At 30.2% G+C, this 22,669-nt stretch carries 26 protein-coding genes and 2 pseudogenes; all 28 read right to left on the bottom strand.

Going from position 1 to position 22,669, the window contains the following annotated elements; all coding sequences use genetic code 11:
- Window positions 1-118: 118 nt before the first annotated feature.
- The 28 genes and pseudogenes from CIW83_RS07965 to spoIIM all read right to left on the bottom strand — a co-directional run bounded on the left by CIW83_RS07965 (window position 119) and on the right by spoIIM (window position 22,635).
- On the bottom strand, window positions 119-895 hold the full coding sequence (locus tag CIW83_RS07965) for a protein-glutamate O-methyltransferase CheR (protein ID WP_094900312.1): 777 nt from the start codon (window positions 893-895) through the stop codon (window positions 119-121).
- Window positions 896-985: 90 nt separating this feature from the next.
- The gene (locus CIW83_RS22170; RefSeq protein ID WP_158220053.1) at window positions 986-1,126 is read right to left on the bottom strand and encodes a hypothetical protein; all 141 of its coding nucleotides are present in this window, start codon (window positions 1,124-1,126) and stop codon (window positions 986-988) included.
- Window positions 1,110-2,657 (bottom strand): bifunctional 4-hydroxy-3-methylbut-2-enyl diphosphate reductase/30S ribosomal protein S1, encoded by a 1,548-nt coding sequence (locus CIW83_RS07960; protein ID WP_094900311.1) that lies wholly within the window; start codon window positions 2,655-2,657, stop codon window positions 1,110-1,112. Before CIW83_RS07960 ends, CIW83_RS22170 begins: the two co-directional genes overlap by 17 nt.
- Entirely contained in the window at window positions 2,657-3,253 is a 597-nt protein-coding gene (locus tag CIW83_RS07955) for a 1-acyl-sn-glycerol-3-phosphate acyltransferase (RefSeq protein ID WP_094900310.1), read from the bottom strand. The genes CIW83_RS07960 and CIW83_RS07955 overlap by 1 nt, the downstream gene beginning before the upstream one ends.
- A 4-nt stretch (window positions 3,254-3,257) precedes the next feature.
- On the bottom strand, window positions 3,258-3,920 hold the full coding sequence (cmk, locus tag CIW83_RS07950; protein ID WP_094900309.1) for a (d)CMP kinase: 663 nt from the start codon (window positions 3,918-3,920) through the stop codon (window positions 3,258-3,260).
- Window positions 3,921-3,967: 47 nt separating this feature from the next.
- Window positions 3,968-4,336, bottom strand: a complete 369-nt coding sequence (gene aroH / locus CIW83_RS07945) for a chorismate mutase (protein ID WP_094900308.1) — start codon at window positions 4,334-4,336, stop codon at window positions 3,968-3,970.
- Between the two features lie 119 nt (window positions 4,337-4,455).
- Window positions 4,456-5,676, bottom strand: a complete 1,221-nt coding sequence (locus tag CIW83_RS07940; RefSeq protein ID WP_094900307.1) for an NAD(P)/FAD-dependent oxidoreductase — start codon at window positions 5,674-5,676, stop codon at window positions 4,456-4,458.
- Window positions 5,673-6,290, bottom strand: a complete 618-nt coding sequence (locus tag CIW83_RS07935) for a histidine phosphatase family protein (RefSeq protein ID WP_094900306.1) — start codon at window positions 6,288-6,290, stop codon at window positions 5,673-5,675. Before CIW83_RS07935 ends, CIW83_RS07940 begins: the two co-directional genes overlap by 4 nt.
- Window positions 6,291-6,519: 229 nt before the next feature.
- Entirely contained in the window at window positions 6,520-7,392 is an 873-nt protein-coding gene (locus CIW83_RS07930; RefSeq protein WP_094900305.1) for a MurR/RpiR family transcriptional regulator, read from the bottom strand.
- Complete coding sequence (locus tag CIW83_RS07925; protein WP_094900304.1) at window positions 7,376-7,939, bottom strand: 2-oxoacid:acceptor oxidoreductase family protein; 564 nt, start codon at window positions 7,937-7,939, stop codon at window positions 7,376-7,378. The genes CIW83_RS07930 and CIW83_RS07925 overlap by 17 nt, the downstream gene beginning before the upstream one ends.
- 2 nt (window positions 7,940-7,941) lie before the next feature.
- Window positions 7,942-8,763: a 2-oxoacid:ferredoxin oxidoreductase subunit beta gene (locus CIW83_RS07920; RefSeq protein WP_094900303.1), complete on the bottom strand. Its 822-nt coding sequence runs from the start codon at window positions 8,761-8,763 to the stop codon at window positions 7,942-7,944.
- Between the two features lies 1 nt (window position 8,764).
- On the bottom strand, window positions 8,765-9,901 hold the full coding sequence (locus CIW83_RS07915) for a 2-oxoacid:acceptor oxidoreductase subunit alpha (protein ID WP_094900302.1): 1,137 nt from the start codon (window positions 9,899-9,901) through the stop codon (window positions 8,765-8,767).
- 1 nt (window position 9,902) lies between these two features.
- Window positions 9,903-10,103 (bottom strand): 4Fe-4S binding protein, encoded by a 201-nt coding sequence (locus CIW83_RS07910; protein ID WP_094900301.1) that lies wholly within the window; start codon window positions 10,101-10,103, stop codon window positions 9,903-9,905.
- 175 nt (window positions 10,104-10,278) lie between these two features.
- Window positions 10,279-11,679, bottom strand: a complete 1,401-nt coding sequence (locus CIW83_RS07905) for an oxaloacetate decarboxylase subunit alpha (RefSeq protein WP_094900300.1) — start codon at window positions 11,677-11,679, stop codon at window positions 10,279-10,281.
- 1 nt (window position 11,680) lies between these two features.
- Window positions 11,681-12,265 carry a class I SAM-dependent methyltransferase gene (locus CIW83_RS07900; protein WP_094900299.1) on the bottom strand — a complete coding sequence of 195 codons (585 nt, stop codon included), beginning with the start codon at window positions 12,263-12,265 and terminating at the stop codon, window positions 11,681-11,683.
- Window positions 12,252-12,659, bottom strand: a complete 408-nt coding sequence (locus CIW83_RS07895; protein WP_158220052.1) for a GNAT family N-acetyltransferase — start codon at window positions 12,657-12,659, stop codon at window positions 12,252-12,254. Before CIW83_RS07895 ends, CIW83_RS07900 begins: the two co-directional genes overlap by 14 nt.
- 17 nt (window positions 12,660-12,676) lie before the next feature.
- Window positions 12,677-13,383: pseudogene (locus CIW83_RS07890) on the bottom strand (pseudouridine synthase).
- Window positions 13,384-13,462: 79 nt separating this feature from the next.
- Window positions 13,463-14,566: a D-alanyl-D-alanine carboxypeptidase family protein gene (locus tag CIW83_RS07885; RefSeq protein WP_235601258.1), complete on the bottom strand. Its 1,104-nt coding sequence runs from the start codon at window positions 14,564-14,566 to the stop codon at window positions 13,463-13,465.
- Window positions 14,567-14,650: 84 nt separating this feature from the next.
- Complete coding sequence (gene ytfJ, locus CIW83_RS07880) at window positions 14,651-15,082, bottom strand: GerW family sporulation protein (protein ID WP_094900297.1); 432 nt, start codon at window positions 15,080-15,082, stop codon at window positions 14,651-14,653.
- On the bottom strand, window positions 15,036-15,608 hold the full coding sequence (locus CIW83_RS07875) for a DUF2953 domain-containing protein (RefSeq protein WP_158220051.1): 573 nt from the start codon (window positions 15,606-15,608) through the stop codon (window positions 15,036-15,038). The genes ytfJ and CIW83_RS07875 overlap by 47 nt, the downstream gene beginning before the upstream one ends.
- A gap of 70 nt (window positions 15,609-15,678) precedes the next feature.
- Window positions 15,679-16,233, bottom strand: a complete 555-nt coding sequence (scpB, locus tag CIW83_RS07870) for an SMC-Scp complex subunit ScpB (RefSeq protein WP_094900295.1) — start codon at window positions 16,231-16,233, stop codon at window positions 15,679-15,681.
- Window positions 16,234-16,236: 3 nt separating this feature from the next.
- Window positions 16,237-16,983 carry a ScpA family protein gene (locus tag CIW83_RS07865; RefSeq protein ID WP_094900294.1) on the bottom strand — a complete coding sequence of 249 codons (747 nt, stop codon included), beginning with the start codon at window positions 16,981-16,983 and terminating at the stop codon, window positions 16,237-16,239.
- An 11-nt stretch (window positions 16,984-16,994) separates the two neighbouring features.
- Window positions 16,995-17,582: a site-2 protease family protein gene (locus CIW83_RS07860; RefSeq protein ID WP_094900293.1), complete on the bottom strand. Its 588-nt coding sequence runs from the start codon at window positions 17,580-17,582 to the stop codon at window positions 16,995-16,997.
- Between the two features lie 92 nt (window positions 17,583-17,674).
- Window positions 17,675-18,835 carry a D-alanyl-D-alanine carboxypeptidase family protein gene (locus CIW83_RS07855; protein ID WP_094900292.1) on the bottom strand — a complete coding sequence of 387 codons (1,161 nt, stop codon included), beginning with the start codon at window positions 18,833-18,835 and terminating at the stop codon, window positions 17,675-17,677.
- Between the two features lie 95 nt (window positions 18,836-18,930).
- Window positions 18,931-20,240, bottom strand: a pseudogene (locus CIW83_RS07850) (pyrimidine-nucleoside phosphorylase).
- A gap of 14 nt (window positions 20,241-20,254) precedes the next feature.
- Window positions 20,255-21,073 (bottom strand): purine-nucleoside phosphorylase, encoded by an 819-nt coding sequence (locus CIW83_RS07845; protein ID WP_094900291.1) that lies wholly within the window; start codon window positions 21,071-21,073, stop codon window positions 20,255-20,257.
- Between the two features lie 11 nt (window positions 21,074-21,084).
- Entirely contained in the window at window positions 21,085-21,882 is a 798-nt protein-coding gene (locus tag CIW83_RS07840; protein WP_304440618.1) for a tyrosine-type recombinase/integrase, read from the bottom strand.
- Between the two features lie 129 nt (window positions 21,883-22,011).
- The gene (gene spoIIM, locus CIW83_RS07835; protein WP_158220050.1) at window positions 22,012-22,635 is read right to left on the bottom strand and encodes a stage II sporulation protein M; all 624 of its coding nucleotides are present in this window, start codon (window positions 22,633-22,635) and stop codon (window positions 22,012-22,014) included.
- Between the last annotated feature and the right edge of the window lie 34 nt (window positions 22,636-22,669).

Here is a 22,669-nt window from a genome sequence, read left to right as displayed (position 1 = left end):
ATTGTATCTTTTAAAGTATGCTCATATCCTGAAACACCTTTATTATTACACAACAGTTCTAAAAATATTTTGTTATCCAAATTTATGCCCTCCTTTATTTGATAATTTTATTTAATAATTAAATTATTTTTTCATAGAAAAAAGTTCTTGCTGCCTTTAACTTATGTTTTTCAGGCATAATTATTTGTTCTGTACTTCCCACGAACAATATTCCATTATCATTCAAAGAATTATAAAATTTAGAATATAGAAGTTCTTTTGCGTCCTCAGTAAAATAAATCATTACATTACGACAAGTTATTAAATCTATATTTGAAGGAAATCTATCTTTTAATAAATCCATTTTCTTATATTCAACACATTTTTTAATATCTTCTGATATTCTATATGAACCTTCAATTTTACTAAAATATTTTTCTTTAAAACCTCGTGGTAAATTTGCTAGTGACTTTTCACTATAAAGTCCCAACTTTGCTTTACTCATGGCTTCTTCATCAATATCTGTTGCTAATACCTTTATATCCTTTAAAGGAAAAAAATTAGATAACATCATAACTAAAGAATAAGGCTCTTCTCCAGTTGAGCAAGCTGCACTCCAAATTTTTAATCCTCTTTTATTCTTTGCCATTAAAGAATGAATGATATCTTTTTCTAGCACATCCCATTGAGATGGATTGCGATAAAATTCAGAAACATTTATTGTTAAATAGTTAATAAACTGTTCTAGAAGATCCCTATTATTTTTTAATCCAATAAAATAATCATCAAAATCTTTAAAACTATTTCTAGTTAGAAGAGATGATATTCTTCTCTTCATTTGTTTTTCTTTATAATAGTTCAAGTCTATATTTATTAGTTCATTCACATTTTTCTTGAATATTTCATACTTGTCCATTTTTACCTCCCAAAATTGTTTAAGCAAAAATGCAATATAGGGCCTCAATGTAATTATATTACATCAAAACCCTTAATATTTTTCAATTTATTAATTTTTATCTACAATATCTCCAATAGTTACTTCTGGTTCTTCATTTAAGATAATATTTTCTTCAACAACATCATTTGTTTCTATAGCATCTTTTAAACTTAGGCTAATTTTCCTATCTTCTTCATTCTTTAACAACATTTGATGGATGTTTTACTCTATTCCAAGATAAGTCTGATATATGAATTAACCCATCAACTCCCCCTAGATCTACGAATGCTCCAAAATCAGTTAATCTTTGCACAACACCTTCTACTATTTGATCCACTTCAAGGTTTGCCCATAATTCTTTTCTTCTATTATTTAATTCTTCTCTTTCTACCTCTTTTCTAGATAATATAACTCTCTTCTTCTCTTTATCAAAATCAATAATCTTAGCCACTAAAGTCTTGCCTTTATATACACCTAAATCAGATACAAAATTAGTAGAAACTTGAGAAGCAGGCATAAATCCACTAACTCCATGTACTAGTACAGAAAGTCCACCTTTAATGCTATTTAAAACCTTACATTCAACTCTTTCTTTATCATTAAATAGTTTTTCAATAATATCCCAATTTTTAAAATCATTTACTCTCTTTGCAGAAAGTACGACATTTCCTTCACCATCATCCAGCTTTACCACATAAACATCTATTTCATCTCCAACTTTATATAAGTCCTTTGGTTTTACATCTGGATCATTAGACAACTCTTCTCTATTAACAATACCGTCAGACTTATAATTTATATTGACCATAACCTCATTATTGGTAACATAAATTACTTCACCCTTCAGCACATCTCCCCTATGAATCCTAGTAAAAGAATTTTCAATTGCCTCCATCATTTCATTGTTGTTAATATTGTCCATTATTTCAACTACCTCCTTAATTATCCAATCAGGTGTAGAAGCACCTGCTGTTATTCCTATTTTATTAAATTTTGATAGCATTTGTAAAGGTAATTCTTTTGAAGTTTCAATATGATATACATTATTGCAATACTTTTTACTAATTTCTACCAGCTTATTTGTATTTGAACTATGATATCCACCTATTACAATCATAGCATCTACCTTGCTTGCTACTTCTTTACAAGATTCCTGCCGAAGATTAGTAGCATTGCAAATTGTATTAAATATTTTTACTTCATTACCTTTTTCATTGATTAGCTTTGATATAGTTTCAAATTTTTCCTGTGTATTTGTAGTTTGAGAAACTATACATATTTTATCCATCTTAGGCAAATTTGTTGCCTCTTCTAAAGAATTTACAATAAATGCCTTATCATTGCACCATCCATTTATCCCTATTACCTCTGGATGGTCTGGATCTCCAATTATTACTATATTATATCCTTGATTTTGATATTCTTCAACCCTCTTATGCACAGATTTTACATAGGGACAGGTACTATCAATAATATCTAAATTCATCTCATTGATCTTATCAATAACGGATTTACTTACACCATGAGATCTAATAATAATCCTACTATCTCCAATTCCCTCTATATTATCAATTGTTTTTAAGCCCTTTTCTTCAAGTTTTTTTACCGCCTGAGAATTATGAATTAAGGGTCCAAGTGAATAAATGTCCTTATTAGAACTTGAAAGTTCATCAGTTGTGATATCCACTGCTCTCTTCACACCAAAACAAAATCCAGCATTATCAGCTATAATTATTTCCACTATATTCCCTCCTCTTTATTCTTAATTGAATATATTGATTGCAGAATGTCTTTACTAAGTAAACGATAATCTTCAGTGGTTAATTTTTTATCATAGCTATGGGAGAAGTCAATAGGTTTACCAAAGCTAATTTTTATCTTACTAAAAAGCTTAAAACTCCCCTCAATGTAGACAGGTAAAACTGGTGACCGAGCTTTTATGCTTATCAATGCAATTCCGGGTTTTGCATTTTCTATATTAGCTTCTTTAACCCTAGTTCCTTCTGGAAAAATTCCTAATACTCCCTCTTTTTTAAGAACCTTTAATGAGTTTTTTATTGCAGATAAATCTGATTCTTCACGATCTACAGGAAATGTTCCAATTTTATTTAATATATAAGATAGTATCTTACTCTTGAAAATTTGCTTTTTTGCCATCCAGCAGACTTGTCTTGGAAATACAATAGATATAAGAATGGGATCTAAATTATTTATATGATTAGAACACAATACTAGTCTTCCTTCTTTAGTTATATTCTCTTTCCCATGCACCTCTATTCTATATACTAATCTAAAAACTACACTTGCTATTAATTTTACTACATTATAAAGATACATATTACTACCCCCTTTTAACTATAGATATAATTTCCTCTACACACTCATCTATAGTTTTGTTGGTGGTATCAAGTCTATAAGCATCTTTAGTTTCCGTTAAAGGAGCAATTTCTCTAGTACTATCTATCCTATCTCTATTTTCTATTTCTTTCTTTATCTGTTCATAGGATATTCCACCTTCTCCTTTTTCTAGTAATTCTTTATACCTTCTACATGCTCTCTCTTCAACACTTGCTGTAAGAAAAAACTTAAAATCTGCATCTGGCAAAACTACAGTACCTATATCCCTACCGTCCATAATGATTGACTTTGTTCTAGCTAATTCCTGTTGGATTTTAACCATACCTTCTCTTACCTCTTTGATCTGTGCAATAAAAGAAACATTCTTATTAATTATATTTTCTCTTATCTCTTTATCCACTTGAATATCATCAAGATAAATATGATTGTTTCTAAAATCAATAGAAGTATTTTTCATAGTATCAATAACATCATCTATTGATTCTGGATTTAACCCCAGCTTTAATACCTTTAGAGTTAAGGCTCTATACATCGCACCTGTATCTATATATTCAATAAATAAATCCTCTGCTACCTTTTTTGCAATAGTACTCTTACCAGCACCTGCTGGTCCATCTATGGCAATAGTGATATTTTTACCTAACATAGTATCCCTCGTTTCCAATTACAAAATAATAACCACCTCTGGGTGGCTTAGGCATTATTTGACAAATCAGGCCTTAAAATTTTCGCATCTCTCAAATAAATATGTTTAACTTCTTTTTGATTTATTATCGAGTTATAAAGCACCATTAGCCTAATGCATTTATCAAGACTTCCTTTAACATACATCTCATTAAAACACATCAACCCAGCATTTATGTAACCCAGCCCTCTAGCTGCCTTAGCAGGATAGACTTTATCTAAATCATTAGTACAAGAAAATATTATGCTAATAACCTTATCCCGATCTATATTATTCTCTTTTTCAATTTCAATTAATAACTCTCTAGTACCCTCTAATATACTAGAAACTGAATTTTCAGGAACAGTGATAGCTCCTCTAATAGTTACAATATTCATAGCATCACTCCCTTAATAATTATATATTAAATTCTTGTGGTAAACAAGCTATTTTGGTTTAATTAGGAACAATATTTTAATGACTTATTAGCTTAATTAAAAGAGAAAGATAAGTCAAGCTATACATTACTTCCTGCTAAATATCCAGTAGAATAAGCAATTTGCAAATTATATCCTCCAGTTAAGGCATCTACATCAATAACTTCTCCCGCAAAATATAACCCAGAGACTTGCTTTGATTCCATTGTGGATGGATTTATTTCCTTAGTAGATACCCCTCCTGATGTAACTATAGCTTCCTCTATTGGTCTAAAGGATTTAAAAGTAAGAGGAAATTCTTTAATAGAGTTTAATAATTTTAGTCTTTCCTCTTTTGTAATTTGGTTTATTATTTTTTCAGGGTCCAAGTCTGATAAAAATAATATAATTGGTATCAATTTTTGAGGTAATAGATCATCTAAAGCATTTTTCATTTTTTTATTATTATTTAATTCAAAATCCCTTAGAATTCTATCATCTAATTTTTTATTATCTAAAGCAGGCTTTAAATCGATTGATAGACGAATTCCATCATTAATATATCTATACAAATGATTGCTCATAGAAAGAACTATAGGTCCTGAGATTCCATAATGAGTAAAAATCATTTCTCCAAATTCTTCATATATGTTTTTTTTCTTAGCATAGGCTGATAGTGTTATGTTTTTAAGAGATAATCCCTGTAAATCTTTAATCCAATTTTCCCTAACTTCCACAGGAACTAAAGATGGTCTTATTTTAGTAATACTATGACCTAGCCCTTCAGCAAAAATATATCCATCGCCTGTAGATCCAGTAGCAGGATATGATTTACCTCCTGTAGCAATAACTAGTTTATCAAAAATTGTTTCATCTTTATTAGTTCTTACAATAAACTTTTGATTTTTTATATCAATAGAATTCACTTTAGTATCTAGCAATAATTTGACATTATTAGCTGCTAAAAATTTTTGAAAAGCTTTAATAACATCTGAGGATTTATCACTTAATGGAAATACTCTATTCCCTCTCTCAATTTTTGTTTTTAATCCATACGATTCAAGTAAATTTACTATATCTCTATTTGTAAAACTATAAAAGCTACTATAAAGAAAGTTTCTATTTTTCATTACATTATCGAAAAAATCTTCAATAGGAGCATTATTAGTTATATTACATCTTCCCTTTCCAGTAATGAAAAGTTTCTTACCTATCCTTTCATTTTTCTCAATTAAAGTCACGTCTTTACCTCTAGAACCTGCGATGCCAGCAGCAATAATACCAGCTGGTCCAGCCCCTACTATACAAATTTTTTCTTTCATCTAGACAACTCCTTCAAATGGGATATATCATTTAAGGATGTTAGCACCCTATTGTAATCTCTAAATTCAATTATACTCAATGAAACATTTTTTAATGAAATGTTCTTATAGTGGGAAATATCAATATCTAATAGCCCTAAAATAAGCGCCTTCAATGTTGCACCATGTGACACCACAGCAATATTTTTACCTTTATTTTCATCAATAATATAATTTATATATTTCATAACCCTCTTTTGCAATATTTGAAGAGTTTCGGCACCTTTCATATTTAAGCTTTGAGGTTCTTTAAGCCAGATTGAATACTCAAAATAATATTTTTTCTGTATTTCCCCTATACTCAAACCTTCCCATGGGCCAAAATTTATTTCTCTAAGTAATTCGCTAGCTACCAAAGGCTTATGGATTATATCAGATATGATTTTAGCCGTAGTATATGCTCTCGACAAATCACTAGTATATATTATATCTATATCTTCATTTATTAACCTATTTCCTAAGCTAAGAGCTTGTTCTTTACCCAGGTCAGTTAATATAGTATTCTTTTGTCCTTGAATCATATTAAGCTTATTCCATTCGGATTGCCCATGTCTTATCAAAAATAATTTTACCAACAATAACACCCCTCAATAATAGTAATTAAATTTATACTTATTTATATATTATAACAAATATATTAGATAATAAAATGTATCATTTATGATAACATTTGTTTTGATACATTGTCATAAATAAAAAAGCTTCTCTATAAAATAGATAGATTAAAGAAACCATTTTTAAAGCCCGTAGGTAAGTTCTTATTCCTTTCCCTATGGCTTTAAAATGGTATTACTAATATAGTTTTTATTTATCCTTATTATTTACATCATAAACATTATATCTTTTCCAGATATTTTCCAAATCTTCAAATGAAGACCTAATATCATTCTTTTTCTCCATACCTATAGATACTATTAAAGCATTTATTAAACTCATTGGAGCAACTAATGAGTCTACGAAGGAAAGCATGTCAGAACTCGCAATAAGAGATATATCGGAATATTTAGCTGCTGGTGAAATTAAACTATCAGTTATACTAATAATTTTACATCTCTTTTCCTTACAAAAATCTAATGCTTCAAGAGTTCTTTTAGAATATCTAGGATAACTAATTCCAATGATTAGATCCTTAGAATCTGCCTTTAATAATTGCTCAAATACATCATTAGGACCTGAAGTAATAACTTTTACATCTTTTATCAAGAAGTTAAGATAAAATCCTAAATAACCTGCTAAAAAGGAAGATGATCTTAGTCCGAGAATATATACATTTTCAGCATTAAGTATTAAATCTATGGCATCTTGAAAAGCTTTATAACCCGTTTCATTTATTGTTTTATCAATATTTTCCTTATCTTTTTCCATGGCCTTTTTTAAGGCATTTTCCTTATTGGAATATTCATCTGTCATTGTAAGTCTTTGAACAGTAGTAAGTTTATTTTTTATTAGCTCATGCAATTCTTTTTGAAGTTCCCTATATCCAGCATAACCTAAGGTGTTAGCAAATCTTACAACAGTAGATTCACTCACATTAACAGTATCACCAAGAGCAGCTGCAGTCATAAAAGCTGCTTTATCATAATTGTTTATAATGAACTCTGCTATGAGTTTTTGCCCTTTACTTAGGTTGTTAAAATTATTTTGGATATTTTTAATAAGATCAACATACGTCTCCATAGCACTCTTCCTTATGTTCTTTTATTAGATTAAAGCCTTCCTCTAGAGCCTTTTTATTCAACTCCTCTGTTCCCCTTGGCACTCTATCACATACTGCTCTCTCAAGAGAATCTTTACTCACTATCTTTGTTAATTCATATATACTACCTAAAGCTATAATATTAGCTACCATGGGTTTACCTAGTTTATCAGTTGCAGTCTCTAATATAGGAACTGTATATATGGTTATATCATCTCTTTCAGGTTTATTATCCAAAGATTTGTCAATTATTAATGTTCCCCCTGGTTTCAATGATTTTATGTACTTATCACACGCAGCTTGTGTAAGTGTAAGCATTATATCACATTCATTCACCTTAGGATAATTAATTTCATCTTTACTAATTATTACTTCAGCCTTACTAGCACCACCTCTAGCTTCTGGTCCATAGGACTGAGATTGAACTACATTCATACCATCATATAAAGCAGCTTCGGCTAATATAATTCCAGCTAATATAAGCCCTTGACCTCCAGAACCCGTTAATCTTAATTCTTGACGTAGCATACTTATCTCTCCTTTGAAAAAGATTCAATTATTTTTTGGTATTCTTCTACATATTCTGGTCTAGTATTCTTATACAATTCTCCAATAACAAATTTACCTATTTTCTGCTCATCGGTTAACTTATCATAAGCTGCAATATTTATAGCATTTTCTTTTAGATATTTCATCATATCTATTGCTTCGCCTTTTTTATTTTTCCTTCCGTAATAAGTCGGACAAGTTGTTACAGCCTCAATAAAAGAAAATCCCTTGTTTTTTATTCCTTCCTCTACCTGCTTAATCAACATATTAGCAGTAAATATAGTACCTCTACTTACATAAGTTGCACCTGCTGCCTTGGCAAGTTCGCACAAATCAAAGTTAGCATCAATATTTCCATAAGGAGCGGTGGTACCTTTATCACCCGTAGGAGTAGTAGGTGAATATTGTCCACCTGTCATTCCATAAGTATTATTGTTAAATACAATAGTAGTAATATCTATATTTCTTCTAGCAGAATGAATTAAATGATTTCCACCAATGGCAGAACAATCACCGTCACCAGTTATAACAATTACATGTAATTCTGGGTTAGCTAACTTAATACCTGTAGCAAAAGCAAGAGCTCTTCCGTGAGTAGTGTGTATTGTGTTGAAGTCTAAGTACCCAGATGCTCTAGAAGAACATCCAATACCAGATACTATACAAATATTATCTTTATTTAGTCCTAAATTATCAATAGCCTTAACTATAGATCTTGTAACTATACCATTACCACATCCAGGACACCAAATATGTGGCAAATTTTCAGTTCTGAAATATTCATTAACTAATTGACTAGGCATTTTAAACCTCCTTAATAAAAGAAATAATTTCTTCTGGAGTTATAAGTTCTCCATTAAGTCGACCATATTTCTCTACCTTAGCATGTTTTCCGGCAACCCTATCTACTTCTAAGAAATATTGACCCATATTCATTTCTACTACCACTATACGATTAATCTTATTTGCTAAATTAATTAATTGTTTTTCTGCTAGTGGCCAAATAGTAATAGGTCTAAATAATCCAGCCTTTATACCTTCTTCTCTTAAAGCATCTACAGCAGATTTAGCGGAACGAGCTGTTGAACCAAAAGCAACTATAGCAACATCGGCATCATCTAATAAGTATTCCTGTACATCTACAATATCATCTACATTATCTTCTATTTTATCTATTAATCTATTAATCAATGATTCCGCTACTTTTTCATTTCCAGATGGAAAACCTGATTCACTATGTACTAGTCCTGTGACATGGAATCTATATCCTTCACCGAAGCCAGCCATTTCAGGAACTATATCTCCCTCTTGTACTTTATAAGGCTTATACTCTTCTGGCGGACAATTAGGTTTTTTTCTATTATAAATTTCAATTTCATTTTTATCAGATATCTCAATTTTTTCTCTCATATGTCCAATTACTTCATCCATTAGAAGAATTACAGGTGTCCTATATTTTTCAGACAGATTAAAGGCTCTAATAGTTGTGTCATAAATTTCTTTTACTGACCATGGATATAAAGCTATAATAGAATGATCCCCATGAGTCCCCCATCTAGCTTGCATAATTTCACCTTGAGCTGGAGCAGTTGGCAATCCTGTACTTGGACCACCTCTTTGAACATTTACAATTACACATGGAGTTTCAGTTATTACCCCATACCCTATTCCTTCTTGCTTAAGAGAAAATCCAGGTCCACTAGTAGCCGTCATCGCCTTCGCACCAGATATAGCTGCACCTATGGTAGCAGAAATACTTGCTATTTCGTCTTCCATTTGAATAAATTTCCCACCAATCTTTGGTAGCTTTTCAGCTGAAAGCTCCGCAATTTCAGTAGATGGTGTAATAGGATATCCCGCATAAAATTTCATACCAGCAGCAATAGCACCTTCTACACAAGCTTCATTCCCCTGCATCAATTTAATTGTTTTTTCAGCCATCTTATTTACCTCCTAAATAAATAGCAAAATCTGGACATCTAAGTTCACACTGTCCACACTGTATACATGATTCTAAGTCTTTAATATTAACTTTACCATCTTTTATCTCAAGCACATTTTTAGGACAAAATGCAACGCAGATGCCGCATCCTTTACACCAATTCTTATCCACCGTAAGAGACTTTTCTGTCTTTGTTGACACTTTAATTTCCCCCTTATGTAATTATTTCTTCTTAATACAATAATATCAAAAGGAAATATCTATTGCAAGATTTATTTCATTTTTTATCCAATTAATATTTATTTTGCAAGTTTAACTTCATATTGATAATTTTTATATAATCATCTAACAAAAAACAAGCCTTTTAAGGCTTGTTTTAAACTGGATATGTTTGAAATTCTTCATTTAATAACTCAGTATCTATCTTATATTTTTCTGCTTGTCTTTGTTTAAAGAATTCTAATGCTATTTGTGGGAATAAGGCATATGTCAAAACATCTTCATCTTGCTCGATATACTGTTTTATTTCTTCCTTAAACTGCTGCAACTGCGGCTCCATTAAATCAGCTGGTCTTCCCGTAAATACCTCTTCATCTCCTATAATCTTCCTCTTTATTTCTTCAGATATAGGTAAAGTTGGTTTACCATATAGACCTTTTACATAATTTTTTGCTTCTGTTGGTACCATTTTGTATCTCTCACCAAGTATAACATTAAATACTGCTTGAGTTCCTACCATTTGACTCATTGGTGTAACTAAAGGCGGATACCCAAAGTCTTCTCTTACTTTAGGAACCTCTTTTAGAACTTCATCAAATTCATCCTCTTTACCTTGACTCTTTAGTTGTGATACTAGGTTAGAAAGCATACCACCAGGAACTTGATATACTAATGTATTTACATCAACATTTAATACTTTAGTATTTAACAGCCCTTCCTCCAAATATTTATCTCTTAATTTCTTAAAGTAATCTGATACTTCTAGTAGTAATTCCATATTAATATCATTAGGATAATAAGGTGAACCCTCTAAGGATGCAATCATTGGCTCCGTTGCAGGTTGAGATGTACCATTTCCTAAAGGTGATATTGCGGTATCTATTATATCCGCTCCTGCTTCTATACATTTCATATAAGTTTGATTTGCAATTCCGCTAGTAAAATGTGAATGTATTTCTATTGGTACCTTTACTACCTTTTTCATCTCTTTAACTAGTTCTTCTGCGGGATATGGCAAAAGAATTCCTGACATATCTTTAATACATATTGAATCTACACCCATTTTTTCCATTTCTTTAGCTAAATCTACATAGTATTTAGTATTGTGTATAGGACTAGTAGTATATGAAATAGCAGCTTGGGCATGTCCGCCATATTTCTTTGTAGCTTCAATAGATGTCTTTATATTTCTAATATCATTTAATGCATCAAATACTCTGATAATATCTATTCCATTTTCTAGAGACTTTTTTACAAATTCTTCTACTACATCATCTGGATAATGTCTATAACCTAAAAGGTTTTGTCCTCTTAATAGCATTTGTAACTTTGTCTTTTTAAAAACTTTTCTAAGTGCTCTAAGTCTTTCCCATGGATCTTCATTTAAGAATCTTAGACAAGAATCAAATGTAGCCCCTCCCCATACTTCCAATGCATAAAATCCAACATTATCTAGCTTTTCTGCTATGGGTAGCATTTCCTCTAATCTCATCCTTGTTGCTATCAAAGACTGATGAGCATCCCTTAAAATTGTGTCAGTAATTTTTACACCTGCCATTTTACTCCCTCCTAGTTTTAGATTTCTCCACCCCATATAAAATAGGTGGGAAATTTTTTTGATTTATAAAATCATATTTTATTACATTATATTTTTTTTGATCCAATCCCTTTAAAAGCTCTTCTACTGCATCTTTTTCTTCAATTCCACCCTCATGGCCTATGTAACAAGTGATAAGGATTATACCATTATCATTTAATAAATCAAGTGATTTTTTTAAAGATACTGAAGTTGTGTTTTTATTAGTTTTAATATTCTTATTCCCCTTAGGTAAATACCCTAAATTATAAATAATAAAATCTATTTTTTCCTCAATATATAAATCAATATTCTCATGACCATCCTTTATTAATCTTACCCTATTGTCTAGATCTTCACAAGTCAAATTTTTAAGTGTTGCTTCCAAAGCTTCTTTTTGTATATCGAATCCATAAACTTTTCCTGTTGAACCCACTTGTCTTGCTAATAATACTGTATCGTTTCCATTTCCTACAGTGCAATCAACTACAGTTTGTCCCTCTTTTACATATTCATAAATTATATCCCTAGATATCTTAAGAGTATTTACTATTTCATTGTAATTCATTATGTCCTCCACAACCATCGCAACCTTTTTTGAAAAATTCAGGTATATTTAATTCTAACTGACTATTATCAACTAAAATAAATCCTTTTTTGATTAAATAAGTATTGTTTGTTCTATAGTAGACATTTTTAACACCTTGATTGAAAAGCTTGTTAAGTATTGCCCTGAGGAGAGCATCACCTAAGTTTTGGTTTCTTTTATCCTCTCTAATTATCAAATATTCTAATGTCCACGTTTCACCTCTTGGCTTCACCTTTCCTACACCAACTAGATCATTATCATCTAAGACTACATATACAATCCCATCTAAATCTAAATTCTCAACACCTTCTTTTTTTAAAATGCTTATAATTTTATCAATTTCATCTATGGTATATTCTCGTAACAATAACATATTTTCCTCCATTACTATTACAGTTTTTTCAAATATTCTATTTCATCACTCTCTAAATATCTCCAATTGCCTATATCTAAACCTCCAATTTCTAATTCACCTATGGAAATCCTCTTCAATTTTTTAACAGGATGATTTATTGCCTCACACATTTTTTTTACTTGTCTATTCCTTCCCTCATGTATAGAGATATCTAGAATAGACTCATCTTCATATCTCTTAGCTATCTTAATATAAGCTTCAGCCGTAGGGCGTCCATCTATTATAAGTCCACGCCTAAACTTCTCTAATTCCCATTTATTTGGTACACCCTCTACAATGGCAATATATCTTTTTAATATTTCTTTACTTGGATGAGTAGCTTATATGCTAAATCTCCATCGTTAGTTAAAATTAATAGACCAGTAGTATCAGCATCCAATCTTCCTACAGGATAAATTCTTTCTTTTACTCCCTCAATTAAATCTGTTACTATTTTTCTATCCTTCTCATCTTTCAAAGTTGTTACGAATCCTATAGGCTTATTTAACATGATATAAACCTTTCTTCCTTCCATTTGGATACGCTTGTCATTAACTTTGACTATATCTTTATTTGGATCTATAGTAGTGCCTAATTCTTCTATTATTTTATTATTTACTTTTACTTTACCTTCTAATATTAGCTCTTCTGCTTTTCTTCTTGAAGTTACACCACATAATGCAATATATTTTTGTAGTCTCATTTTAAAGCCCCTTTCACCATCTTGTATTACTATATTACCTTTTTTTTATTAGAAAGTAAATTCATATTGTATATATATTCTATTTAAACCTAATCTTGCTAAAAAATCTCTCAAAAGCATTAGTCTTTTTTATTGAAGCTTTAGCTAATAAGTTACCTTTATTTATTAACTGACCGTCAAGATATGTATTAATATATCCTATTTTATCTCCTTTTTCTATAGGCGCTTCAATATCACTAGGTACATCTATACTAATTTTTATTTTTTCCCTTTCCCCTTCTTTTAATGGATAAAAAAAGCTTTCTTCAGCAACTAAATTAACATGTTCTTTGTTCCCTTTAGTTACGTTTATTTTTTTCACAAACTGACCCTTGTCATATATAAAAGATTGTTTATAGTTATTAAATCCATAATCTAGCAACTTATAATTATCATTAAACCAGTCTCCAGCTCTAAGAGATACTGCTATGAGACGCATCCCATTTTTACTTGCTGATGAGACTAAGCATCTACCAGATCTAGTTGTATATCCTGTCTTTACCCCATCTCCACCTTCATATTGCCATAGAGTTTTATTCTTATTATAAAAATAATTATTTTCCTCTCTATCGGCAATATAAGATTTAGATTTTACAATATTTGCAAATTCATCATAAGAAAATGCTGCCTTTGTTATTAAAGCTAGATCATAAGCAGTGGAATAATGTAGATCATCATGTAAGCCGTGTGGATTAGCAAAATTTGTATTTAATGCACCTATTGATTGAGCTTTCTTATTCATTAAAGAGACGAAGTTCTCTATGCTTCCTCCAATGTGCAAGGCAATAGCTTCTGCAGCATCATTGCCTGATCTTAACATTAGGCCATAAAGCATATCCTTTAAAGTAATAATTTCTTCATCTCTTAAATATATACTAGAACCCTCAACACCTACACATTCCTTTTTAATAGTTACTTTATCCTCAATACTACCTTCTTCCAATGCAACTAGTGCTGTCATTATTTTTGTGGTACTTGCCATTGGCATTTTTCTATGAGCATCTCTTTCATAAAGTACTCTCCCTGTATTGCCATCTATTAAAATATAAGATTCTGCACTTAAGCCTAAATTTTCACCATGAGCAATAATACTAGAGCTTAAAATAATTATCAGTATTAAACTTATATATCTATATATTTTCATTAAGCAAACCTCCCCTGTAATAGTGTAATTTAAAAGAAGCAAGATATCTATCCTGCTCCTAGTACACAAACAATTTATAAAATTCTACTGCATCTCATTATAATTCGTATTTGCTTGAGTATTATTGTTTTTGCTAGCAAAGGATTGCTGTAGATTATCCGCCATTTTTTCAACAAATCCAAATAAATTTGTTAAGGCACTGTTACCTTCATCTACCGTCAATAATTTTATTTGTTCATTACCTACTACAATAAAACCTACTGGTGAAACAGATACACCTGCTCCACTTCCTCCACCAAATGGAAATTTTTCTTCTGTTAAAGTGTCTCTTCTATCTTTATCTCTATTAAATTCACTACCTCCTGATGCAAATCCAAAAGATATCTTAGACACTGGTATTATTACAGATCCATCTGCCGCATGTACAGCATCACCTACAATAGTATTTACATCTACCATCTCTTTTAAGCTATTCATTGTAGTTTTCATTAATCCTTCTATTGGATGTTCCGGCAATACTATCACCACCTTTTTTAATCTTTAAACTCCTAATGTACGCAGTAATAATATAAACCAAATTTACTTTAATTATACATAAAAAAAATAATTGAAAGATATCATCATCAAATATTGGAATTACTTGTATATCCCTATCACCAATATCATCTATATCATAGGAATTAATAAAATATGCAAATATACCATTGACTATAGCCCAAATAATACCTACTGCTATACCCAATAAACTAGGATCTTTGAATCCAATATTAATTCTAAAATATAGTTTTCTAATATCTCCTTTATCAATAATATACCGAATAAAATCAATGGAATTTACTTTTGAGCTATTATCTTCACCATTTTTATTTTGCTCAATATCCTTACTTGTAGAATCTACTTCTTTTTTTATAAGACCAAATAAATATGTAATGATTATTCTATATTTAGACTGATTAGTGAATTCATAATAAATCATAAATTTAAATGGTATTAAAAATAAGATTGAAAATATAAACAACAAAAAAATAAAAAAATAAAACATGACATCACTTCCTTTTGGAATCATTATCTATATATTTCCAAAAAAAAGAAAAATAATACTAAATTTAGTATTATTCATCTATCTTCATGTTATCTATGTTATCTATATCATCAATAATATCTTTTAAAGGTGGCAGGCTTTCCAAATTTTCTAATCCAAAGCATCTTAAAAAAACATCAGTAGTTCCATATAGTATCGGCCTACCTACCTTATCCAAACGTCCGAGTTCTGTGATTAATCCTCTTTCAACTAATGTTTCTATTGCCTTATCACATTTTACACCTCTTATTGCCTCTATATCTGATTTAATAATAGGCTGTCTATAGGCAATAATGGATAGCGTTTCTAACGCAGCATTTGATAAATTCTTTGCTATTTTAGGACTTGATAATTTCTTAATCCATTCAAAATTTTCCGGTCTTGTTCCAAACTGATAGGTATCATTTACTTTTATTATTCTAATTCCACGCATATTATAATCAAATTCATCTATCATTTCCTGTATAATCTTAGATAATTCTTCCTCATCTACCTCCACAATAGATGCTATATCCTTAATCTCTAGAGGATCTCCCCAAGTAAATAATAATGACTCAATTATAGATTTAAGTTCTCTAATATCCATAAATTACTGCTCCTCTTCTAATCTTCTACTAATAATTAAATCAGAAAAATCTTCTCCTTGATTTGCGTATATATATTTCATTCTAATCAATTCTAAAATTGACAAAAAATATGTTATAATTTCTTTTTTAGTGCTGTCTTTCTGAATTAAAGAGCTAAATCTTAAAATATTAGCTGCATCAAGCTTTTGTTTTATATCCTTTATACATTCTTCTAATGTGTATTCGTCTCTTTGTATTTCATTAATATCCAAACTTAAATTTTCTTTATTTCTTTTCTTTATAATATTATTAAGAGATTTTAGTAATAAATCTATATTTAATCCTTCCAGTTCAAATTTTTCATCTTCAAAATCTGATAAATCCTCTTTAGGTTTATAATAAACTTGGGACTGAATAATCTCTAATGATCGTAAATCTTCCACTACATTTTTATACTTCTTATACTCAACTAATCTTCTAACAAGCTCTGCTCTAGGGTCTACTTCTTCCATTTCTAGCTGAGTATCCATAGAGTTGTTTCTACTTGGAAGAAGTAATTTAGATTTAATCTCTAATAATGTAGCAGCCATCACTAAAAAATCACTAGCTACATCTAAATTTAATTCTTCCATTTGCGCAATATATTCAATAAATTGTTCAGCTATGAGATTAATTGGTATATCATATATGTCTATTTCTGCCTTATCAATGAGATGCAGCAACAAATCCATAGGTCCTTCAAATGCATCTATTGTTATCTTATAGTCCATTTATAATACTCCTATCCTATTATTAAAATTAAAATATTCAGTGCAGCATCTATGATAGGTCCCATTATTCGGTCTACAGTATTAGTAGCTATAAGAATAATAAGAATTACATACAGATACTTCTCATATTTATAGAAATAGTATTCTAACTTCTTGGGAAGTAAAGATGCAATAATCTTAGAGCCGTCTAAGGGTGGAAAAGGAAGTAAATTAAATACTCCTAGCATGATATTATACCATAAAGTTATAAATAAAATTTTAAAAAGTATAGAATTAGTTATTATATTCAAAGATAAAAGGAATCCGATAATAATAGCAATTATAAAATTTGATAATGGTCCAGCTAAAGATACTAAAATAGTATCTCTTTTTCTATTTTTAAAATTAAATGGATTTATTGGAACAGGCTTGGCCCAACCAAATTTAAATATAAGTAAGAAAAGAAATCCTGTCAAATCCATATGTTTAAAAGGATTTAAGGTCAACCTTCCTGAATCTTTTGCTGTATTATCACCTAGCAAGTATGCTGTGAAACCATGAGCTAACTCATGAAATATAATAGCCGTAAAAAGCCCTGGTAAATTATAAATAATATCCATCTTTATAACCTTCTTTCTAATAACCTATACTATAACATTATACAACCTCGACCTATTAAAGTCGAGGTTATAAAGAAATCTTTATTCTAATTTTATCTTCCTCTTAAATAACTCTTTATGGTTCTATTTAGCATATTGAATAAATTAGCCTTATCTATATTCGTTTTAGAAACTAATTTAATTTTATCAACTTCTTTACCATCTATACTAACTACCAGTTCACCAAATTCATCCCCAGATATTATTGGCGCATCAATCATATCTGGTAAAACAAGCTCTTTGCTAATATTACCTTTCTCTCCCTTTGGTAATAATATATAAGAATCTTTAGCAAGCATCAGTTCTACCTCTTGAGCCTTTCCTTTCTCTACAGGCAACGTAGCAATGATATCTCCCTTCTTTCCTATAGAGATGGAATCATAATTTGCAAAACCGTAATCTAACATTCTTTTAGCTTCATCAAATCTTAGCTTAGAATTGTTCGCTCCCATAATTACTGCTATTAATTGTAAATTCCCTCGTTTAGCTGATGCAGATAAACAAAATCCTGCCTCATTAGTTGAACCTGTTTTAATTCCATTAGCACCCTCATATTCTTTAATCAATCTGTTGGTGTTTACCATAGTCTGTGTGCTAGATTTAGTTTTACCTACTTGCATATCAGTCATATAAGTAGTTAACCACTCATGAACTCTATCGTATTTTAATAGTTCTTTAGACATCAATGCTACATCATAGGCAGAAACATAGTGATTTTCATTAGGTAATCCACTGCAATTATAAAACTTAGTATTTTCCATACCTAATGATTTAGCTTTTTCATTCATCATCTTTATAAAAATATCTTCTGAACCTGCAATATGCTCTGCTAATGCAACAGAAGCGTCATTAGCAGACCTAATAGCAATAGCTCTAAACAAATCTTCTACAGTTTGAGTTTCTCCTGCTTCCAGAAAAACTGTAGATCCTCCCATTTTAGAAGCATGTTCACTGACCATTACTTTGTCAGTTAATTTAATTCTACCTGAATCTATTGCTTCCATTCCTAATAGTAAAGTCATTACCTTAGTTATGCTAGCAGGAGCTAATCTATCATTTTCATTTAACTTGTAAATTATAGCTCCTGTATTAACATCCATTAGCAATGCAGATTTGGCATTCACATTTAAATCCATATCAGCATATACTCCTAATGGAATAGAAACGATTAATATTAAAAGCAATAATATAATGGATACAAGTCTTCTTCTCAACCTATTACCTCCATTTCATATATTTGCTTTTATATTATCCACAAAATTCCTTAGTTATACTGAGTATTAATAATTTACAATAATTGGTTATAATTTTAAATATGACCTATCTCTTTATATATTAACTTTTTCTTTTCTATATTTTTATCACCTAAGATAAATATGTCTAATAATTTTTCTTCAACTTCTTTAGCCTTCTCTAAATCATTTGCATGAATATAAGCTAATACTTCACCCTTTTGAACCTTATCGTCTACCTTTTTATTTAATAAAATTCCAACTCCTAAGTCTAATTGAGATTCTATAGTTTCTCTACCTGCACCTAATGCTAATGCAGTTTTTCCTACTTCTTCAGCATTAATAGCTTTGACATATCCTTCCTTAAGACTCTTTACCTCTAAAATATATTTAGCCTTAGGTAATAAATCTGGATTTTTACATATGAAATATCTCCATTTTGATGCTCCACTAATTCAATCAGCTTTTCATATGCTCTTCCTGAATCTATAGTATCTATTAGCAGTGCTCGTCCCTCTACCTCATCCTTTACCTTTTTAGCAAGAACTAGTAGTTTAGAACCTAGAACTAAACATAATTCAAATAAATCATCTGGCCCTTGGCCTCTCAAAGTCTCAATGGCTTCCCTTACCTCTAAAGCATTTCCAACAGCTTTTCCCAAGGGTTCATCCATATTTGTGACTACGGCAATTGTTTTTCTACCATATGAGTTTCCAATGGTAACCATTTCTTCAGCCAAACCAATAGCATCATCTATATTTTTCATAAAAGCTCCTGATCCAACCTTCACATCTAAAATTATTGCATCTGATGCAATGGCAAGTTTCTTGCTCATAATGCTCCCTGCAATCAGTGATAGATTTTCAACAGTAGCTGTAACATCTCTTAAAGCATAAAGTTTTTTATCTGCGGGTGTAATATTTCCCGTTTGGCTACAAATAGAAATATTTATATCATTAGTATTTCTCACAAATTCTTCATTGCTTAAAGCAACTTTAAAACCTTTGATCGATTCTAATTTATCCAGAGTGCCTCCTGTATGACCCAATCCCCTGCCAGACATCTTAACGAAGGGGACTCCGCAAGCCGCAACCATAGGACCTAAAATTAAAGTAACGCTATCCCCTACCCCGCCAGTTGAATGTTTATCAACCTTTATTCCATTTATACTAGATAGATCAAAAGTATCTCCTGAGTTAATCATAGCTTTAGTTAAATCTAAAGTTTCTCTTTTATTCATTTTATTAAAATAAATAGCCATTAGCAAAGCCGAAGCCTGATAGTCTGGAATATTTCCATTAGTATAATTTTCTACAAAATAATTTATTTCTTCTGTTGTAAGAGAATATCCATCCCTCTTTTTCTTGATAATATCATACATTCTCATAGATATCACTCCAATTATATATTGTAAATTATATCAATTAACAACTTTTCAAAATTATCTTTTACTTTCATAGATGTCTCCACAACTTCTTCATGATTTAAAGGCTGATCTAAAATACCTGATGCCATATTAGTTATACATGATATGCCTAGGACCTTTATTCCTTGATGATTAGCAACTATTACTTCTGGGACTGTAGACATACCAACAGCATCAGCACCTAAAATTCTAGCTAATTTTACTTCTGCTGGTGTTTCATATGTAGGTCCAGTAAACCACATATATACTCCTTCTTTAAGATCTAGTCCTAATTTTTTACCTATTTTTTGAGCCAAGCTAATATATTCTATATTATAAGGTCTTGACATATCAACAAATCTAGGTCCTAATTGACTTAAATTCTCACCAATTAAAGGGTTTTGCCCCGTAAAGTTTATATGGTCACGAATAATCATTAAATCTCCAGGAGTAAAATCAGTATTAGCTCCTCCAGCAGCATTAGTTACTATTAGACTTTCTATACCTATTCCTATCATCACTCTAATAGGAAATGTAACATCCCTTAAAGGATAACCTTCATAGAAATGAAACCTACCTTGCATTGCAACAACAGTTTTTCCAGATAATTCTCCTATAACTAATTGACCAGCATGTCCTTCTACAGTTGATCTTGGAAATCCAGGTATATCTTCATATTTTATTATAGTAGGATTTTCAATTTTATCTGCTAAACTTCCTAATCCTGACCCCAATACTAAACCAATTTTAGGTAAATAGGTAGTTTGTGAAATTATAAAATCAACAGCATCTTTAATTTTTTTCATATAATCCATCTTTTTTCCCCCTAAGCTCTTGGATGTGATTTTCTATATACTTCTCTTAATTCTTTATCATCTGATGCAAATGAATATATATGAGTAGTAGATACATCAGAATGCCCTAACATTTCCTGCACCGTCTTAATATCTGCACCATTTTCTATTAAATGAACAGCAAATGAATGCCTCAAAGTATGAGGAGTTATAATCTTATCTATATTAGATTTCTTTGTATAATGCTTAATTATTTTCCAGAATCCTTGTCTTGTAAGTCTGCTTCCACTATAATTTATAAAAAGAGGCTCATTTCCACTCTCAGGATCTTCTGGTCTATATGTAGCTATGTAATGAGTCAATGCATCTAATGCTAAAGTTCCAATAGGTATAACTCTCTGATTATTATCATTCTCCTTAACACTGATTAAGCCTAGTTCTAAATCTATATCATTAATATTAAGAGATATTATTTCTGATACCCTAAGTCCTGCTGCATATAACAGTTCAAGCATAGCCTTATCTCTAGCTCCTTTGAAGTTACTTGATTTCGGCTGTGATAGTAAAAGATTAACTTCTTCTGTAGTCAAAATAGATGGTATCTTTTTTTCTGATTTTGGAGACTTTAAATTTAATGTAGGATCTTCATCAATCATATTGTTATTTAATAGATATTGAAAAAAACATCTAATGGAAGCTAAGTTTCTAGATATTGTTGAAGTCGCTTTTCCATTTTTCTGCAAGTTCATTAAATATGTAATTATAATAGTTTTATTTGTTTCTTTATACTCATCAATATCATGCTCTGATAAATACTCTTTAAACTGCAAGACATCTCTAATATATGCCTCTAATGTATTATTTCTTAGTTTTTTTTTCGTTTTTAATATATTCTAAATAATCTACCATAATCCTGTCCGACATCTTACTTCTCCTTTGTAATAACGATTTTAAAAATATTATAAACTAAATCTAATTAAATTTAAAAAATAAGGTGTAATGAATCCTTCTACAAAAGATCCAACTATAACAACTATAAAAAATAATAAAATTAAAATTGAATAATCTGCTATATCTTTAGAGTATATTCTGTTTCGCTTACTTTTTACTCTATACATAGAATAAGATAATCCCACTGCTCCTATAGCCAAAAATCCAGGAATAATTATCAAATAATGTGGCAAAAGCCCTGATAACGCAAACATAAAACCCTTTATTCCAAATTCCTTTACTAAAAATCCAACGGTAAATCCAATTGCTACACCCTTACAGCAAAGAATTAGAGGTATAATTAGTATACCTAATCCAATAAGCCCTACGATCCAAATAACCAATACTATCTTCACATTGGAAAATAAAGATAATTTAAATATATCTATGGATCTATAGTTCTTTTCTCCAATATACTTAAAAATCCAACTAAAATAATTGGCAATCTTTAACTTTTCTTCAGCACTTAATCTATTTATAAGTATTGCACCAATAATTATGCCAATCACAAAGAAAATAACTAGTATAAAATATACAATAAAATTATTTTGAAAATGTCTTTTACTTAAATTTCTAGTTCTTGTAGATATCAATATATTTTCCCCCTTTTGTATACAAGCCTTATAG

Origin of the sequence: Tissierella sp. P1 (assembly GCF_002266425.1) — a bacterium.
In the GTDB taxonomy this organism is placed as follows: Bacteria; Bacillota; Clostridia; order Tissierellales; family Tissierellaceae; genus Tissierella; species Tissierella carlieri.
The sequence above is the reverse complement of the archived record's forward strand: the minus strand, read 5'-3'. Positions and strand labels throughout refer to the sequence as shown.